Annotated in this window: 13 protein-coding genes; 8 read left to right on the top strand and 5 right to left on the bottom strand. The window is 68.4% G+C overall.

Annotated elements, in window-relative coordinates:
- Positions 1-276: 276 nt before the first annotated feature.
- Together A7B20_RS11025 and A7B20_RS11020 are read left to right on the top strand one after the other, a co-directional pair.
- Positions 277-1,458, top strand: coding sequence for an ABC transporter substrate-binding protein (locus A7B20_RS11025; protein WP_157937659.1), 1,182 nt, complete (start codon positions 277-279; stop codon positions 1,456-1,458).
- An 85-nt stretch (positions 1,459-1,543) separates the two neighbouring features.
- On the top strand, positions 1,544-3,481 hold the full coding sequence (locus tag A7B20_RS11020; RefSeq protein ID WP_157937658.1) for a TRAP transporter permease: 1,938 nt from the start codon (positions 1,544-1,546) through the stop codon (positions 3,479-3,481).
- A 58-nt stretch (positions 3,482-3,539) separates the two neighbouring features.
- Here the strand turns inward: A7B20_RS11020 and A7B20_RS11015 are convergent, their stop codons facing one another.
- Positions 3,540-4,496: a TAXI family TRAP transporter solute-binding subunit gene (locus A7B20_RS11015; protein ID WP_157937657.1), complete on the bottom strand. Its 957-nt coding sequence runs from the start codon at positions 4,494-4,496 to the stop codon at positions 3,540-3,542.
- 243 nt (positions 4,497-4,739) lie between these two features.
- On the opposite strand from A7B20_RS11015, the gene A7B20_RS11010 reads away from it, so the two are divergent.
- Entirely contained in the window at positions 4,740-6,455 is a 1,716-nt protein-coding gene (locus A7B20_RS11010; protein WP_102108633.1) for a thiamine pyrophosphate-requiring protein, read from the top strand.
- Positions 6,456-6,458: 3 nt separating this feature from the next.
- Here the strand turns inward: A7B20_RS11010 and A7B20_RS11005 are convergent, their stop codons facing one another.
- From A7B20_RS11005 to leuC, 3 genes are read right to left on the bottom strand one after another with little or no spacing between them, the layout of a single operon-like run.
- The gene (locus A7B20_RS11005; RefSeq protein ID WP_102108632.1) at positions 6,459-7,427 is read right to left on the bottom strand and encodes a 3-hydroxyacyl-CoA dehydrogenase NAD-binding domain-containing protein; all 969 of its coding nucleotides are present in this window, start codon (positions 7,425-7,427) and stop codon (positions 6,459-6,461) included.
- A complete protein-coding gene (leuD, locus tag A7B20_RS11000; protein WP_102108631.1) occupies positions 7,424-8,050 on the bottom strand; it encodes a 3-isopropylmalate dehydratase small subunit in 627 nt (208 codons plus the stop codon). Before leuD ends, A7B20_RS11005 begins: the two co-directional genes overlap by 4 nt.
- Entirely contained in the window at positions 8,050-9,453 is a 1,404-nt protein-coding gene (leuC, locus tag A7B20_RS10995; protein WP_102108630.1) for a 3-isopropylmalate dehydratase large subunit, read from the bottom strand. The genes leuD and leuC overlap by 1 nt, the downstream gene beginning before the upstream one ends.
- A gap of 136 nt (positions 9,454-9,589) precedes the next feature.
- Here leuC and A7B20_RS10990 point away from each other — a divergent pair, with 136 nt between their 5' ends.
- Positions 9,590-11,647: a hydantoinase/oxoprolinase family protein gene (locus A7B20_RS10990; RefSeq protein WP_102108629.1), complete on the top strand. Its 2,058-nt coding sequence runs from the start codon at positions 9,590-9,592 to the stop codon at positions 11,645-11,647.
- Between the two features lie 5 nt (positions 11,648-11,652).
- Positions 11,653-13,425 (top strand): hydantoinase B/oxoprolinase family protein, encoded by a 1,773-nt coding sequence (locus tag A7B20_RS10985; RefSeq protein ID WP_102108682.1) that lies wholly within the window; start codon positions 11,653-11,655, stop codon positions 13,423-13,425.
- A gap of 6 nt (positions 13,426-13,431) precedes the next feature.
- Here the strand turns inward: A7B20_RS10985 and A7B20_RS10980 are convergent, their stop codons facing one another.
- Positions 13,432-14,460 carry a LacI family DNA-binding transcriptional regulator gene (locus A7B20_RS10980; protein ID WP_102108628.1) on the bottom strand — a complete coding sequence of 343 codons (1,029 nt, stop codon included), beginning with the start codon at positions 14,458-14,460 and terminating at the stop codon, positions 13,432-13,434.
- 141 nt (positions 14,461-14,601) lie between these two features.
- Here A7B20_RS10980 and A7B20_RS10975 point away from each other — a divergent pair, with 141 nt between their 5' ends.
- The 3 genes from A7B20_RS10975 to A7B20_RS10965 are packed head-to-tail and all read left to right on the top strand — an operon-like array spanning position 14,602 to position 18,288.
- Positions 14,602-15,708, top strand: a complete 1,107-nt coding sequence (locus A7B20_RS10975; protein WP_102108627.1) for a sugar ABC transporter substrate-binding protein — start codon at positions 14,602-14,604, stop codon at positions 15,706-15,708.
- Between the two features lie 4 nt (positions 15,709-15,712).
- Positions 15,713-17,305, top strand: a complete 1,593-nt coding sequence (locus A7B20_RS10970) for a sugar ABC transporter ATP-binding protein (protein WP_102108626.1) — start codon at positions 15,713-15,715, stop codon at positions 17,303-17,305.
- Positions 17,302-18,288 (top strand): ABC transporter permease, encoded by a 987-nt coding sequence (locus tag A7B20_RS10965; protein WP_102108625.1) that lies wholly within the window; start codon positions 17,302-17,304, stop codon positions 18,286-18,288. Before A7B20_RS10970 ends, A7B20_RS10965 begins: the two co-directional genes overlap by 4 nt.
- Positions 18,289-18,322 lie beyond the last annotated feature (34 nt).

Here is an 18,322-nt window from a genome sequence, read left to right as displayed (position 1 = left end):
GCCCTCGCTCGGGCTTTCGCCGCTGTTCGTCGAGCGGCTGTTCGGCCTCCTGCGCGAACTCAACGACGACGGCATCGGCATCCTGCTGGTCGAACAGAACACCGCGATGGCGCTGGAAATCGCCAGCCGCGGCTACGTGCTGGAACTTGGCAAGGTCGTCCTCGAGGACAGCGCCGATGCCCTGTCGAGCAACACCCAGCTGACCGAGGCGTACCTCGGCGGCGAGTCCCTGCCCGAAACCTCGGGCGCATGACACCACAAACGGGGAGTACCTCAATGAAATCCGGAAAACGCATCCTTCTCGCCGCGGTGGCCGCACTGGCCACCACGGCACCCGTCCTGGCACAGGACACGATCAAGATCGGCCACATCTCCGTCAGCTCCGGCTTCCTGAAATCCGTGGGCGAGCCGACGAACGTCGCCGTCGACATCGCGGTGCAGGAGATCAACGACGCCGGCGGCATCAACGGCAAGCCGATCGAGCTGAAGCGCTACGACACCGGTTCGGACCCGAAACAGGCCGCCGTGGCGGCGCGCACGCTGGTGCAGGACGACGAGGTGCTGGCCATCGTCGGGCCCTTTTCCTCGGGCGAGGCCAACGTGGCGCTGAACGATGCCGAGCGGCTGAAGGTGCTGATGCTGCCGACCTCCTCCTCGGCGCCCGGCCTGACCGACGGCAAGACCTATGGCTGGCGCCTCACCGAGGACGAGCGGAAGCAGTTCGGCCGCCTGCTGGCCGCGATGAAGGAGAAGGGCCTGCCGATGGAGACGGCCGAGATCGTCTATGTCTCGGACGAGGTGGTGGCCAACGGCGCGGGCACCAAGCTCTATCCCGCGCTGCTCGAGGAAGCGGGCGTGAAGGTGGGCGATCCGATCCCGGTGCAGTGGAAGAGCTTCGACATGTCGGCGCAGGTCGCCAAGATTGTGCAGTCGAACCCCGATTTCGTCGCCGTGGCCGCGTTGCCCGAGCAGGCGTCGAAGCTGATCGCCGAGCTGCATCGCCAGGGCTACAAGGGGCGCGTGATCGGCTCGCAGATCTTCGCGGATCCGAACGTGCTGGAACTGTTCGGGCCCGAGGGCGAGGGAACGCTGCTGGTCGCGGGGTTCTGGAAGGGCCGCACCGAGGCCAGCCAGGCCTTCGACGACAAGTTCGTCGCCGAAGCCGAGGCGCGCGGCATCCACAAGCTCGGCGCCCACCACTCGGACGCGCAGGCCTATGACACCGTCTATCTGGTCAAGCAGCTGATGGAAGCGGCCGGCACCACCGGCGATCCCGACAAGCTGCAGGAAGAGCGCCAGGCGCTGGTCGACGGCATGGAGGGCGTGCGGTTCTCGGGCATCCTCGCCGACGACATCTGCTTCGCGGGTCACGATGCCGAGCTTCCGGGCTATGTCATCGAGATCAAGGACGGCAAGTGGACCAAGTTCGCCGAGGCCCCGGCCGACAGCTGCGAATGACCCCGCGCAGGATCCGGATCGGGTCCGGGTCCTGCACCTGATCCCCGGCTCCTGTGCCGGGCCGTTTCCCACCTCGGAGATCGCGATGAAAGACGCCGACGTCCGCCGCCCGTTTCAGGCCGCTTCCGCAGTGCTGGCCTTTCTCGTGCCGCTGGTCGCGGTGCTCTGGGTTCTCGCCGTCCCGCAGCGCCTTGGGTTCCTGATCTATCCCGAACAGGTGGCGGCTCTCATGCTCGGCGCGGCGCTCTGCGTCGCCTTCAGCCGTGGCGCGGCCGCGGCGGAAGGCCCGCGGCTTCTCCTCGACGGCGCGCTTGCCATCCTTTCCTTCTGCCTCGGGCTTTACGTCTTCCTCCGGTTCCCGGTGCTGACGGAGGGCAGCCACCTGCACCCGACCGAGGCGCTGGTCCTCGGGATCGTCGTCACGCTCCTGGTGCTGGAGGGGCTGCGCCGGGTCGTCGGCTGGACGCTCGTCGTCATCACGCTCGCCATGTTCGCCTATGCGCTCTGGGGCGACCTCGTTCCCGGTCCGCTTCGGGGAAGGGGGCAGGAGTTTGCCGACGTCATGCGCTTCATCGGCACTGACAGCGCCGGCACCTGGGGGGCCGCCCTCCAGATCGCGGCCTTCGTGGTGGTGATCTTCGTCCTGTTCGGCGGCGTTCTCCTGGCCGTCGGGGGCGGCGAGTTCTTCACCCAGATCGCGACCCGCTTCGCCGGGCGCGGCCCCGGGAACACCGCGAAGATCGCCGTCGTCGCCTCGGGCCTCTTCGGCTCGATCTCGGGCTCGGCGGTGTCGAACGTCATGTCGACCGGCGTGATGACGATCCCGATGATGCGCCGCTCGGGGTTCCGGGCGGACCAGGCCGGCGCGATCGAGGCCGTGGCCTCCACCGGCGGGCAGCTTGCACCGCCGGTCATGGGCGCGGCCGCCTTCCTGATGGCCGAGCTTCTTCAGATGCCCTACAAGTCGATCCTCCTGGCGGCGATCCTGCCGGCGGCGATCTACTATATCTCGCTCTACGTCCAGATCGACTTCATCGCCCGGCGCGACGACCACAGGGCCGCGGACTGGATCGAGCACCGCCCCCTTGGCCGTGTCATTGCCGAAGGGTGGCTGCCGCTCGCCGCCTTCGTCGTGCTTCTGGGCAGCATCTTCGCCTGGAACACCCGTGCCGAGGTGGCGGCGATCTGGGCGCTCGGCCTGATCGTCGCCGTCGCCCTGTGCTTCTGGGCGCTGCGCTTCGCGGGCGTCTCCTCGGGCCCGGCGATCAGCCCGAAGGAGCTTGCCTCGGGCATCGCGAAGACGGGCGGGCAGGTCTGCGACGTGCTCTTGATCTGTGCCGCCGCGGGGATGATCATCGGGCTGCTCGCGACCACCGGTCTCGGCTTCTCGCTGTCTCTGTTCCTGATCCAGTTCGGCGGACAGAACCTGTTCGGCCTGCTGGTCGTGACCGCTATCGTCGGCATCGTGCTGGGGCTGGGCCTGCCGACGACCGGCGTCTACCTGCTGCTCGCCACGCTGGCCGCGCCCGCACTGGTGCAACTCGGCATTCCCACGCTCTCCGCCCACATGTTCGTCTTCTACTTCGGGATGCTGTCGATGATCACGCCGCCGATCGCCCTGGCGGCCTACGCGGCGGCGTCGATCAGCGGCGCGCCGCAGATCCGCACCGCGATGCAGGCCTTCCGCTTCGGCTGGATCGCCTACCTGCTGCCGTTTCTCTTCATCTACAAGCCCGGTCTGCTGATGTCCGGCCCGTGGTACGAGATCGCCTATGTCTTCGTCAGTTCCATGGCCGCGCTGGTGCTGGTGTCGGCCGGGCTGATCGGCCATGCGCTCGACCGTCTGGCGATGCCGTCGCGGATCGCGGCGGCGGTCCTCGGCGTCGCGATGATCGCGCCGCTGCGCCAGGTCGGGCCCGCGGCGCTCGAGTTCGGGGTGTCGGCCCTCGGGATCGCGGTGGTCGTCCTCTACGTCCTGCGGACCAGGTCGGCGCGGGCGGAGATGGCCGCGCTGCGCGACTGAGCGCTGTACCGGGGGAGGCGGGGCGCGCCAGGCGGCACGCCCCCCTCGCGGGCGGCGCCTAATTCAGGATGCCGATCTCTTCGTAGTAGGCGATGGCGCCCGGGTGATAGGGAATGTCGGCCTTCTTTCCCATGTCCTCCTTCACGAAGTCCGCCCAGACCGGGCTTGAGTTCATCAGGAAGTCGGACCCCTCGTAGATGGCCCCGGCGACCTGCGAAATCTCGCCGTCCGGCACCGAGGCGTTGGCGAACAGCAGGTAGTCGTAGGCGAAGACGGTGGTGGGCTCGTCCAGTCCGGGCAGGTCGTCGTTCGCCGCGATCGGCTGGAGATAGGCGCCGGGCAGGAATTCCTTCGCCTGCTCCAGGTGGCTTTCGGGGACGGGGAGGAACTGGATGTCGCCGACCGAAGCCTCGAGATCGAAGCTGGCCTGCGAACCGACCGTGGCGATCGAGACGTCGATCCGGCCATCCTTGAACGCCTCGTACTGCTGCGGGAAGTTCGAGATCGGGACCGACTCGACATCGTCATAGGTCAGGTCACCCGCCGCGAGCGCCGCGCGGATGACGAAATCGCCCAGCGAGTTCTCGGAATACCGCGGCACCTTGTGCCCCTTGATGTCGGCATAGCTCTTGATGCCCGAGTCCTCCGGAGCCACCAGCGCGGCGAGGAAGGGCATCAGCGTCGCGACGAGGCGGAGGTTCTCGGCCTTCTCGGTCGACATGCCGGTGCCGGTCACGGCGTACCAGGTCTGCGGATAATTCGCGATCGCGAGCTCCAGCTTGCCCTGGTCCAGCAGCGGAATGTACTGCGAGGTGTTCGCGCTGATCTGCGGGATCACCTGGAGGTCCGAGTTCATCGAGATCACCTGGGCCAGCGCCGTGCCGATCTGGCCGGTGGCGCCGCCCTGCGTGGTGCCAAGCCCGAGGGTCTGGGCCCCGGCGGTCGTGGCCAGCAGCGAACCCGCCACGGCGACCGCGCCCGCAAGCAGTCTGTTCGAGGTATAGCAGAGCGTCATCTCTCTGTCCTTTCGTTGTCCTGGAATCCCTGTCGCGCACAGATTTGTATGCGTATTCAGACTACCCGGGACCGGGTCGGCTGTCACTGCATTAATCCATATTCCGGGCGCCGTGCGGGTTTGTGCATGATATTGACGCAGAACGATAATTCTTGAGTACGGCAAAATGCCCGCGCAGGATTTGGCGGCTTCCATCCTTCCTGACTGCGCCATAAGATACGGACAAATCAGAAAGGAAAGCCCATGTCCCAACCCGCGGGGCCCGGTCCCACGACCCGGCCGGAAATCGCCGCCGAGCTCTACCTCAGAACCCTGTCCGAAGGCGGGGTCGACGCGCTCTATGCCGTCGCGGGCACCGATTTCCCTTCGGTGATCGAGGCATACGAAAAGGCCGGATCGTCCGGCGCGCTGCCCCGCCCCTATACCGTTCCGCACGAGAACCTCGCGGTGTCGATGGCGCACGGCGATGCGCTGCGCACCGGGCGGGCGCAGGTCGCGATGGTCCATGTCAGCGTCGGCACGGCCAACATGGTCTGCGGCGCGCTGAACGCGGTGCGCGACGGCGTGCCCCTGGTGCTGAGCGCGGGGCGGACCCCGCTCACCGAGGAGGGGGAGCATGGCACGCGGACGCGCTTCATCCACTGGGCGCAGGAGATGTTCGACCAGGGCGGCATGATCCGCGAGGCGGTGAAGTGGGACTACGAATTGCGCAGCGCGGGGCAGGCCGGGGATGTGGCGATCCGCGCCCTCGACATCGCCGAGGCTCCGCCGCCCGGCCCCGTCTACCTCTCGCTGCCGCGCGAGCTGCTGGCGCGCGAGGTGCCGCCCGATCTTCCCCGGCGCAAGCGGACCCGGCTGGCCGAGGGGCGGCCGGATCCGGACGCCATCGACCGGCTGGCCGAGCGCATCGCCGCGGCAAGCCTTCCCGTCATCGTGACGAGCAATTCCGGGCGCGAGCCCGGTGCCCTCGCCGCGCTGAGCGATCTTGTCGAGGCGTGGTCGATCCCCGTCGTGCAGTTCAATCCGCGTTCGGTGAACCTGCCGTTCGAGCATCCCATGTGCATCGGATTCGATCCCCAGTCGCTGCTGCCCGCGGCGGACCTGATCGTGTCGCTGGCCTGCGACGTGCCCTATGTGCCGGCCGTCACCACCCCGCGCCCGACGGCGGAAATGTGGGAGATCGACCGCGATCCGCTGTTCTCGCGCTATCCGTTGCGCAGTTTCGGCGCGGCGCAGTCCATCGTCGCGTCGCCCCGCGCGGCCCTTTCCGCCCTTCGCGCCGCGCTTGGCGAGCCGGCCGGCGACCGCGCCCGCCGGGTGGCGGACCGCACCGCGCAGGTGGCCGCTCTGCGCGCCCGGCGGATGGATCGTGCCGCGATCGACCGCGGCCGTTTCACCGCGGCCTCCGCCAGCGCCATCCTGGCCGAGCGCCTCCCGCGCGAGGCGGTGGTGGTGAACGAATACTCCTTCCGCACCGACCTTGCCCCGTTCGACCGCGAAGGGCAGTTCTACGGCTTCACGCCTGCGGGCGGTCTGGGGTTCGGCATGGGGGCCGCGCTGGGCATCGCCGCGGCCGACGCGCGGGCGGGCCTGCGTGACCGCCCGGTGGTCGCGATGCTGGGCGACGGCGCCTACATGTTCAACAATCCGGTCGCCTGCCATTGGGCCTCGGCCGCGCACGGCCTGCCGATCCTGTCGGTGATCTTCAACAACCGGCGGTGGGGCGCGGTGCGCAACTCGACCCTCGCCATGTACCCGCAGGGGGCGGCGGCCGCTTCCGACGGCATGTTCCTGGCCGACCTGTCGCCCGCGCCCGATTATGCCGCGATCTGCCGTGCGCACGGCGGCATCGGCGAAACGGTCCGGTCGGGGGAGGCCCTGCCCGCCGCCATCGACCGGGCCCTGACCGCCCTTGCAGGCGGCCAGCAGGTGCTGATCGACCTCGTGATCGAGAGCTGAAGGCTAGTCCGGGTCGGTGTCGCGCCGACCCGGCATCCGGTCGGACTGCTGCATCCGCCGCGTCGCCAGGATCCGGCCGTCGCGCCAGGCCTGGGCGTCGGGGATCGCCTCCACCGGCAGCATCCCGGCCACGGTGTCGTGGATGCGCTCGGCCAGGTCCGGGCCCCAGTCGTAATCGGTCCGCGCCTCGCGGCCCATGGTCTTCATCATGGGCCCGAGCTGCGCGACGAAGCCGCGGAATCCCTCCCGCGCGTTCAGGTGGGCGGTCATGAAGGGCCCGATCGACGCCCACCTCAGCGCCAGGCCCGAGGTCAGGACCCGATCGATGTCCTCGGCCGTGCAGTAGCCTTCGCCGACGAGGTGCATCGCCTCGGCCACCATCGTGTACTGAAGACGGTTCAGCAGGAACCCCTCGATCTCCTTCTGCAGGACCACCGGCTCCATCCGGGCGTCGAGGAACAGTTGCCGCGCGCGTTCCAGCTCGGCCGCCCCGGTCCTGCCGGTGCCGCAGAGCTCGACCAGCGGGATGTGCGAGGGGGGGTTGACCGGGTGGGCGACCAGCGCGCGCTCGGGGTGCGGCACGTCCGCCAGGAACTTCGAGCCGGGCAGGGCAGAGGTCGACGACATCAGGAGCGCGTCGGCCGGAGCGGCCTGCGCGATCTCGGAGGAGACCGCCCGCTTGATCTCCAGGTCCTCGCGCACGCTCTCCTGGACCGCCTCGACCCCCGCCACGGCGTCGCCGAGCGACGAGGCGGCGCGGATCCGCGCGGCGACGGTGTCGGCCTCCTCTCCGGTCGGCATGTCCTCGGCGAGGGTGCGGCACAGGCGGGCGACGCGGGGCAGGGCGAAGGATTCCAGCGTTTCGGGCACCGAATCCCACAGCGCCACCTCGAACCCCGCGCGGGCGAAGACGACGGCCCAGGCACTCCCGACGGTGCCCGCGCCGATGCAGGCGATCCTGCGCGGGCTCATGCCGACTCCTCCGCCAGCGCGTCGAGCTTCGCCTGCGGCAGGTCGAGCCAGGGCGCGGATGCCCTGCGCCGTTCCTCGTGTCGCGCGATGCTTTCGGCGTGATCGGCGAGGATCGTGCCGACTTCGTCCAGGCCCGCGAGCAGGGCGCGGCGGTGGTGATCGGCGATGTCGAAGGCGATGGTGCGGCCGTCGGGCAGGCGGATGCACCGGTCCTCGAGGTCCACCGTCAGCGGTTCCTGCGCCTCGGCAGCCGCTTCCACGGCGTCCATGTCCGCGCCCGTCAGCCGGACCGGCAGCACCCCGTTCTTGAAGCAGTTGGAATAGAAGATCTCGCCGAAGCTGCGGGCGACGACGCAGCGAATCCCCTTGTCCGCAAGCGTCCAGACCGCCTGCTCGCGCGAGGAGCCGGTGCCGAAGTTCTCGCCCGTGACGAGGATCTGCGCCGTGTCGTACGGCGGCGTGTCCAGCACGAAACCCTCGCCGCGCCATTCGTTGAAGGCGTATTTCCCAAGCCCCTCGCGATCCAGCAGCAGCAGGAAGCGGGCCGGGAAGATGATGTCGGTGTCGATGGCGTTTTCCAGCAGCGGTGCGGCAATGCTGGTGATGCGCGTGAACTTTTCCATCACAGAAGCTCCCTCACGTCGGACAGTCGGCCGGTCACGGCCGCGGCGGCGGCCATCTGCGGGCTCATCAGGTGGGTACGCCCGCCCTTGCCCTGCCGGCCCTCGAAATTGCGGTTCGAGGTCGAGGCGCAGCGCTCCCCTTCCTCCAGCCGGTCGTCGTTCATCGCGACGCACATCGAGCAGCCCGAATCGCGCCACTCGAACCCGGCGGCGAGGAACACCTCGTGCAGTCCCTCGGCCTCGGCGGCGATGCGCACGGCGGCCGAGCCGGGCACGGCGATCGCCCTCACCGACTGCGCCACCTGCCGCCCCTTCAGCACCGCGGCGGCGGCGCGCAGATCCTCGAGCCGCCCGTTGGTGCAGGAGCCGATGAACACCCGGTCCACCGGGATGTCGTTCAGGCGCGTGCCCGGCGTCAGCCCCATGTAGGCGAGGCTCTTGCGCACGCGCGAGGCGCGGCCCCTGTCCGCGATCCGGTCGGGGTCGGGAACCACGCCGGAGATCGCGCCGGTCTGCTCGGGCGTCGTGCCCCAGGAGACCTGCGGTTCCAGCGTCGAGGTGTCGAAGGTGATCTCGCGGTCGAACACCGCATCCTCGTCGCTCTTGAGGTCCGACCACGCGGCGACGGCGCGCTCCCACATCTCGCCCTCGGGCGACAGGGGACGTCCCTTGAGATAGGTGAAGGTCGTTTCGTCCGGCGCGACCATGCCGACACGGCTGCCGGCCTCGATCGTCATGTTGCACAGCGTCATTCGGGCCTCCATCGAAAGGTCCCGGATGGTCGACCCGGCGTATTCGATGGCATAGCCGACGCCCCCGCCGGTGCCGATCTCGGCGATCAGCGCCAGGATCACGTCCTTGACGGTGACACCGACGGGCAGGCCGCCGTCGAGGTTCACCCGCATCGTCTTCTGCCGCGCCTGGCGGATCGTCTGCGTCGCGAAGACCGAGGCGCATTCGCTGGCGCCGATGCCGAAGGCGATGCAGCCGAAGGCGCCGTGGGTCGAGGTGTGGCTGTCGCCGCACACCAGCGTGCAGCCGGGCAGGGTGAATCCCGTCTCGGGCCCGATGACGTGGACGATGCCGTGCCGGTCGCCGTTCATCGGCATGTAGGCGATGCCATGGGTCTCGACGTTCTCCCGCAGCCGCTCGACCTGGCGCTTCGCCAGTCCGTCGGCGAAAGGATGACCCTTGCGCCGCGTCGGCACGGCATGGTCGGCCACGGCGATGTGCAGGTCCGGCCGCCGCAGGGGCAGGTTGTTCTGCCGAAGATAGGCAAAGGCCTGCGGGCTGGAGACTTCCTGCACGAGGTGCCGGTCGACATACAACAAGTTGTCGCCGCCTTCGAAGTCGGCCACGACATGCTGTTCCCAGATCTTATCGTAAAGCGTCCTGCCGGTCATATGGTCTGGATCCTTTCCGGCCTCGCATCGCGCAAGACTCACAATTCTCTTGTTCCGGAGAGAAGATTACTGTCTCATGAATACGCATTCAAGCGGCACGACACAGTCGGAAGCCCGCGTTTACAGGGAGAAGCTCATGAGGTTGGGAGTCGATGTCGGCGGGACCTTCACGGACCTACTTCTGCATGACGACGAGTCGCAGCGCACATACCGGGCCAAGACGCCCTCGACGCCGGAGGACCAGTCCATCGGCGTGGCGGAGGGGGTGCGGCTGATCTGCGAGAAGGCGGGGGTCAAGCCCTCGGACATCAGCCTGGTGCTGCATGGCACCACCGTGGCGACGAACGCGGTGCTGGAAGGGAAGGGCGCGCGGGTCGGGCTTCTGACCACGGCCGGGTTCGAACACGTCCTGCACCTGGCGAAATCCTGGACACCCGGTCCGCTGTTCGGCTGGATCGTGATGGACAAGCCCGATCCGCTGGCGGCCCTGGCGGACACCCGCGGCATCCCCGAACGCATGGACGCCCGCGGCAACGTGGTGCGGGAGCTGGACGAAGCCGCCGCGACCGCGATGATCGAGGATCTGTGCGGCTCGGGAATCGAGGCGCTGACGATCTCGCTCATGCACTCCTATGCCAATCCCGCCCATGAACGCCGCCTGCGCGAGATCGTGCTGGAGCGGTTCCCGGAGATGCACGTCTCGCTGTCCTCGGACATCCTGCCCGAGTTCCGCGAATACGACCGCGCCATCACCACGGTGATGAACGACTATGTCCGCCCGATCATGACCCGCTACCTCAGCCGGATCGAGCGCCGGCTGGGCGAAACCGGCGTCGACGCGCGCCTGCACATCGTCCGCTCGGACGGCGGGTTGATGAGCGCCGAGGCCGCCGCGGCGCGCCCCGTCCACACGGTGCTGTCCGGTCCCGCCGGCGGCGTCACCGCGACGGCGATGATCGCGCGGCGCACCAAGCTGCCGCGGCTGCTGGCCTTCGACATGGGCGGCACCTCGACCGACGTGTCGGTCATCATCGACGGCGAGCCGACGATCACCCGCTCGACCGATGTCGGCTATTTTCCCGCCAAGGTCCCGACCCTCGACGTGCGCTCGGTCGGCGCGGGCGGGGGGTCCATCGCCGAGGTGTCGGAGCTGACGAACTCGCTGCGCGTCGGTCCCCGCTCGGCAGGCGCGATGCCCGGCCCCGTGGCCTACGGGCGAGGCGGCACGGAACCCACGGTCAGCGACGCGAACGTGGTGCTCGGCTACCTGCCGCCGAAGCTCCTGGGCGGCGACATGAGCCTCGATCTCGACGGCGCGCGCGAGGCGGTGGCCTCCATCGGCAAGTCCATCGGCCTTTCGCCGGAGGCGGCGGCGCAGGGCATCCTCGACATCGCGAACGAGGTGATGCTGGGCGCGCTCAGGGTCATCACCGTGCAGCGCGGTCTCGACCCCCGCGACTTCGGCATCGTCGCCTTCGGCGGCGCGGGTCCGCTTCATGCCAACGCCATGGCGCAGATCCTCGGCTGCTATCCGGTGGTCGTGCCGCACAACCCGGGCGTTCTCTCGGCGCTCGGCTTCCTCGAGGCCGAGTTCAAGAACGAGAACGTGCGCACCCTGATCGGCTCGGTCGCGGGCATCGACGATGCCCACCTGTTCGAGGTCTTCGGCGAGCTGAAGCGGCAGGCTGTCGACTGGCTGGACGAGGAGGGCGTCGCAGAGCAGGACCGCGGGCTGACCTATTCCGCCGATCTGCGCTACGAACAGCAGGGCTTCGAGGTGGCGATCAACGTGCCCGCTTCGCTGATCGAGAAGGGCGAGGGGCTCGACGCCGTGCTCGACGATTTCCACGCGACCCACGACCGGCTCTACGGCGTGCGCTTCGACCTGCCGATCGAACTCGTCGCGCTGCGCGTGGTCGCCACCGGCGCGACCCCGCCGGTGAACGAGGCGGCGCCCGCGTCCGGCACCACGGACGTCTCCGAGGCGGTGATGGAAACCCGGCCCGGTTACTTCAAGGGCGAATGGCGTGACACGCCGCACATCGACCGCGACCGGCTGGCCGCGGGGGCGCGCGTCGAGGGCCCCGCGATCATCCGCCAATACGACACCACGACCGTGCTGCTGGCCGATCACCACGCCGTCGTGGACGAACAGGGCAACCTGCTGATCTGGCCGAACGAGAAAGGGGAGTGAAGACCATGAGCCAAGACGTCGATCCCATCGTCCTCGACCTGATCGAGAACGCGCTTCTGAACGCCCGCTTCGAGATGGACAGCGTTGTCGTGCGCGTCGCCCTGTCGCCTGTGATCCGCGAACAGCACGACGAGTTTCCGATGATCTGCGACCCGGCGGGCCGCATGGTCGTCGGCCAGTTCGGCAGCTACATCCCCGCCATCGTCGAGGAATACACCGACATCAACGAAGGCGACATCTTCGTCTGGAACGACCCCTACGCCTGCAAGGGCTCGATCTCGCACAACAACGACTGGTGCGTGATGATGCCGATCTTCCACGAGGGCGTGCATGTCGGCTTCTCCTCCATCTTCGGCCACATGGTCGACGTGGGCGGGAAGGTGCCGGGCTCGATGCCCGCCGACGCCTATTCGATCTGGGAGGAGGGGCTGCGCGTGCCCCCGGTCAAGATCTACGAGAAGGGCGTGCTGAACGAGGGCGTGCTGAAGATCATGCTCAACAACACGCGCACGCCCGACATGAACCGCGCCGACCTGATGGCGCTGATCGCGGGCTGCCGGACGGCGGCGAAGCGGGTGCAGGAGATCTGCGACCGGTTCGGCCGCGAAACCTATCTCGCCTCGTGCGAGCTGCTGCTGAACCGCACCCGCGAGGCGATGCGGGTGCTGATCAACAAGTACATCCCCGAGGAGGCGGTCAGCTTCACCGATTACGTCGACGACGACGGCGTGGGCAACGGCCCGTTCAAGATGCAGCTGTCGATCTACCGGCGCGGCGACATCGCGGTCTTCGACTGGACCGGCACCGACGACCAGGCCGAGGGGCCGATCAACTTCCACATCCACGAAGGGCTCTGCAAGCTGTTCTTCGGGGTCTACATGATCATGGCCTTCGACCCGAAGATCATGTTCAACGAAGGCTTCTACGACCTGTTCGAGATCGTGCTGCCGGAAGGCTCGCTGCTGAACCCCAAATTCCCGGCGGCGCTGTCGAACCGGCTGAACACCCACACCCGGTTCTTCGACTGCCAGGCCGGCGCGCTGGGCCAGCGGGCGCCGCACCTGTCGATGGCGGCCGGCTACGGCACCTCGCCGCACTTCATCTTCACGGGCCAGGACCGGAACGGGAAGTACTTCCAGTTGATGGAGCTGCTGTTCGGCGGCGTGCCGGGGCGTCCGCGCGGCGACGGTCTGGACGGGCACGCCTGGTGGCCGCTCTTCTCGGCGACGCCCATCGAGTACATCGAGAACTACTATCCCGTGATCGTCGAAAGCTATCGCCCGGTGAAGGATGCGGGCGGGGCAGGGCTGCACCGCGGCGGCGCGGGGATCGAGAAGACCTACCGCGTGCTCGAGGCGGGCTCGGTCTCGATCCACGACGACCGCGAGGTGGTGCCGCCGTGGGGGATCAACGGCGGTCTGCACGGCGGCACCTCGTCCAAGTGGCTGATCCGCGCCGGATCCAAAGAACGCGAGCGAATCGCCTCCAAGCTCGACAACCTCAAGGTCGAGCCGGGCGACCGGATCGTGTTCATCACCGCCGGTTCCGGCGGCTGGGGCGATCCGCTGGAACGGGCGCCCGAGAAGGTGCTGGCGGACGTGAGGAACGATCTCGTCTCGCGCGAGAAGGCGGAGGCGGATTACGGCGTCGTGATCTCGGAGCGCAACGTGCTGGATCCGGCCGCGACCGAGACGCTGCGCAAGAAGAAGCGGGCCGAGCGGGGCGAGGCGGCGCCGTTCGACTTCGGCTTCATCCCCGGCGTCCACGCCGCCGAGTGAGAGTGGCTAGGCCTCGCCCCGCGCCCTGACGGTGTTCCCCGGGATCAGATCCCCGGGGATCAGCCGCAGGGAAGGGCCGCGCAGCCCCGGATGGTCGAGGATCGCCAGCGTCTCGCTCACCATGCTCTCGATCGGCTGGCGCACGGTCGTCAGCCGGTAGGGTTCGCGCTGGCCTTCGCGGATCCCGTCGAAGCCCGCCAGCATAATGTCCTCGGGGATGCGGATGCCGAAGTTGCCCCGCAGCGCGTCGGCACAGCCGATGGCCATGATGTCGTTGACCGCGAAGATCGCGTCGGGCCATCGGGGCGAGGGCGAGCCGAACCGCGACATCATCGCCCCGTAGGCCCCGGAATAGTTCGAGCCGCCCTCGACCTCGGTGACGGTCGCGCCGCCCATCTCGTCCAGCGCGCGGCGGAAGCCGCCGACCCGGTCGTTGGTTGTGGAGCCCAGCGGATCGCCCCGCAGCACCAGGAAGTCCCGCGCCCCCGCGGCATGCATCCGCCGCGCCAGCGCCGCACCGCCCGACGCGTTGTCGCACTGCACCGTCGCAAGGTTCGTGCCCGGCACCCGTCGGTTGAACATGACCACCGGGATGCCCAGCCCCTCGGACATCTTCACCATCTCCGACGTCACCCGGGCCGAGGTCATCACGATCCCGTCCACCGGATAGCGCAGCGCCTGCATGATCACCTCGTCGCTGCCGGTCTGGTCGCGGACGCTGAAGGCCAGGACCTGCCGCCCGGTCCGCTGGAAGTTCTCGACGAAGACCTGGAGGCTTTCGGAATAGAAGGGGTTGTTCAGGTTGCCGCTGATGACGGCGATCATGCCCGAGGACTTCTTCGACAGCGACGAGGCGAAGACGTTCGGCACATAGCCAAGCTCGCGTGCCGCGGTCAGCACCCGGTTGCGCGTCTCCTCGGTGATGCTCGCCCCCGGGGTGAAGGCGCGCGACACCGACGGCTGCGACACGCCGGCCGCCCGCGCGACATCGAACGAGGTCACCCGCGACCGCCTGGCCTTCTTCAACTCGCTCATCTTCAGTCTGGCCCTGTTTTTCTCGAACGCCCCGGATGGATCATTGACAGATCGAAACCCCGTGACAAAGATGTGAATGCGTATTCAAACACGTTCGAAGGAGTCGCGTCAGACGCTCCGCGGATCACAAGGAGGTTATCCATGACGAAACTACGCATGACGACGCTTCTCGTCGCAGCGACCGTGGCCGCCGCTCCCTTCGCCGCCCAGGCCCAGGACGGAATGGCCCGCGCGAAGGAGAAACTGGCGACCTACACCGAAAAGCCCGAGTTCGTCGCCCCCGGCGACCCCTTCGACATCAAGCAGTGTGCCGAGGGCAGGAAGATGCTCTCGATCCCGAACAACTCGGGCAACCCGTTCCTGAAGGGGATCATCGACCGGATGAAGGCGGTCGGCGACAAGATCGGCCTCGAGGTGGTCGAGTGGGAGAACCAGGGCCAGCCCAGCCAGTGGGTCCAGGGTTTCGACTATGCGATCCGCGACGAGTTCGACGTGATCAACCTGATCTCCGGCATCTCGCCCGACACGGTCGAGCCGCAGATCAAGGCCGCGAACGATGCGGGCATCAAGGTGATGACCTCGCACTTCTACGACCCGAGCTTCCCGCGCAACCCGCTGCTCTCCTCCTCCCTGCCCATCGGCTTCAACGAGATCGGCCGCATCCTCGCCAACTGGGTCACGGTCAACACCGAAGGCAAGGGCCGCGTCGCGCTGATCGTCAGCCGCGAGGTGCCGCCGACGATCCCGCTGGTCGACGGCTTCACCGAGGAACTGGCGGCGAACTGCCCGGACTGCGAGATCGCGCAGGAGATCAACGTCGGCGTGGCCGAGTGGGGCACGAAGATCCAGCCCTCAGTGCAGTCCGCGCTGCAGGCCGATCCTGACATCGACGTGGTGATCCCGATCTACGACTCGATGTCTCAGTTCGTCGTTCCCGCGCTGCGCCTGACCGGCAAGCTGGGCCAGGTGAAGGTTCCGACCTTCAACGGCACACCCTTCGTGCTCGACTTCATCCAGCAGGGCGCGGTGTCGATGGACATCGGCGAAAGCCTCGACTGGATCGCCTACGCGACCGTGGACGGCCACATGCGCGACCTCTGCGGCCTGCCGGTGCCCGAGAAGCTGAACGTGCCGTTCTACATTTTCGACGAATCGAACGCGAAGGACGCCGGGACGCCCGCGCAGTTCGATACCGGCTACGGCGACGCCTACGTCTCGGGCTTCGCCAAGCTGTGGGGCCTGGAATAACCCCGTGACGTCCGGAACGGCAGACCTGCAGGCGGCACCCGGACGGGTGCCGCCGACCCTCCGTCTCGAAGGCGTCTCCAAGACATTCCGCGCGACCCGGGCGCTGGACGACGTGACGGTCGAGGTGCGGCCGGGCGAGATCCACGGCCTGCTCGGCACCAACGGGTCGGGCAAGTCGACGCTGATCAAGATCCTCGCCGGCTACCACGCGCCGGATCCCGGCGGCCGCCTCTACTTCAACGGCACCGAGGTGTCGCTGCCGCTGGCCGCCTCCGATTTCCGCCGCCTCGGCATGAGCTTCGTGCACCAGAACCTCGGCCTTCTGCCGTCGCTGACGGTGCTCGAGAACCTGCGTCTCAAGCAGGTGGCGCTGGCCCCGCGCGTCCATCTGAACTGGCGAAGGGAGCGGGCCGAGGCGCAGGCGGTGCTCGACCGCTACGGGCTGGACATCCCGCTGTGGCGGCGGGTGGACGAACTCAGCGCCGTGAACCGCGCCCTGCTCGCCATCGTCCGCGCCTTCGAGGAGATCCGCGAGGGCTGCGAAGCGTCCGGGCGTCCGGGCCTCGTGCTGCTGGACGAACCCACGCCTTTCCTCCCCGAGGAGGGGGTGAAGCGCCTGTTCGCGCTGATGCGCGAGATCCGGGCGACCGGATCTTCCGTCCTGTTCATCTCCCACGACATCGACGAGGTGATGGAGATCACCGACCGCGCCACCATCCTGCGCGACGGCCGCGTGTCCGGCGACGTCGAGACGAAGACCGCCAGCCACGACGACATGATCGAGCTCATCATCGGCCGCTCGCTCGGCGCGGCGAAGGCGCGGCCGGAGACGGCCAGGACATTCGCGCCCGGCCTGTCGCTGAAGGGGCTCGAGGGCAAGGGCGTCGCGCCGCTCTCCATCGAGATCGGCGAGGGCGAGGTGATCGGGCTGACGGGGCTGATCGGCGCGGGCTACGACCTCGTGCCCTACCTCGTCTTCGGCGCGACTCCTGCCACGGCGGGCGAGCTTGTCCTCGACGGGCGCAGCCTGCCGCTTGCCGCGATGACCCCCGCCCGCGCCATCGCCGAGAACCTGGCCCTGCTGCCCGGCGACCGCGAGGCGAAAAGCGGGGTCGGCAGCCTGTCGATCGCGGACAACATGCTGCTGCCCGACGTCTCGGACTGGTTCCGCGGCGGCCTCCTGCGCAACCGCGCCATGCGGCGCGAGGCGAAACGGCTGGGCGACGCCTACGAGGTGCGGCCGAACGATCCCGACCGCCCGCTGTCGTCGCTGTCCGGGGGCAACGCCCAGAAGGTGCTGATCGCGCGCTGGATAAAGCGGAAGCCGCGCCTCCTGCTGCTCGACGAACCGACCCAGGGCGTCGACGTGGGCACCCGCGCGCGGATCTTCGACGCCATCGCCGCCGAGGCCGCCGGCGGCATGTCCGTCCTCTGCGCCAGTTCCGACGCCGAACAGCTGGCCCGGATCTGTGACCGCGTCCTCGTCTTCGCTCGCGGCCGCGTGGTGCGCGAACTGACCGGCGCCGAGGTCACGAAGGACCATATCACCCAGGCCTGCTACGCCTCCCTCGACCGACCCGACCGGAGCCCGACATGACCACAGAAGACCGCGCCCATGCCGCCGCCCGCCGGATGCGCCTGTTCGAACGCTACGCCCTGCTCGTCGTCTGGGCGCTGCTGATCCTCGGCTTCAGCATCGCGCTGCCGAACTCCTTCCCGCGGTGGGGCAACTTCTCGATCCTCTTCGCCTCCTACGCGCCCGCGGCGCTGCTGGCGCTGGCCATCATCATCCCGCTCACCTCGGGCGACTACGACCTCTCGGTGGGGGCGGTGATGACGCTTTCGTCCTGCCTGATCGCGGTGCTGAACGCCTGGATGGGCCTGCCGATCCTGCTCTGCCTCGTTCTGGCGGTGCTGGCGGGTGTGGCCGTGGGGCTGTTCCACGCCTTCTTCATCGTCTATGTCCGGATCCCCTCGCTGGTGGTCACGCTGGGCTCGACCTCGCTGATCTCCGGCATCGTGCAGTGGTTCACCAAGTCCTCGACCATCGGCGGCATCGACAACGCGCTGATCATGTCCGTGGTCGGAGGCCGCCTCTTCGGCGTGCCATATGCCTTCTACTATGCCTTCGCCGCAGTCGTGGTGCTCTGGTACATCTTCGACTACACGCCGCTCGGCCGTCGCCTGCTGTTCGTCGGACGGGGCAGGGAGGTCGCCCGGCTGAACGGCATCGCGGTCGAACGGGTGCGGGTCGGCGCGCTGGTCGCGTCTTCGGTCGTCGCCTCCTGCGCGGGCATCCTCTATGCCGGCGTGCTCGGCTCGGCCGACCCCTACTCGGGCCTGAACTACCTGCTGCCGGCCTTCGCCGCGGCCTTCCTCGGCTCGACCACCATCATGCCGGGCCGGTTCAACCCGTGGGGCGCCATGGTCGCGGTCTACTTCCTCGGCACCGGGATCACGGGGCTGACGATGCTCGGCATCCCGCTCTGGGTGACGAACGTGTTCAACGGCGGCGCGCTGATCCTGGCGGTGACGATCTCGCAGCTGACCCGGGGCCGCGAAGCCCCCGACATCGGCTGAACCGTCGGGGGGCAGCGACCGCCGCCGCCCCCTG

The sequence above is a fragment of the Oceaniglobus roseus genome (assembly GCF_002869745.1).
GTDB classification, from domain to species: Bacteria; Pseudomonadota; Alphaproteobacteria; order Rhodobacterales; family Rhodobacteraceae; genus Oceaniglobus; species Oceaniglobus roseus.
The sequence above is the reverse complement of the archived record's forward strand: the minus strand, read 5'-3'. Positions and strand labels throughout refer to the sequence as shown.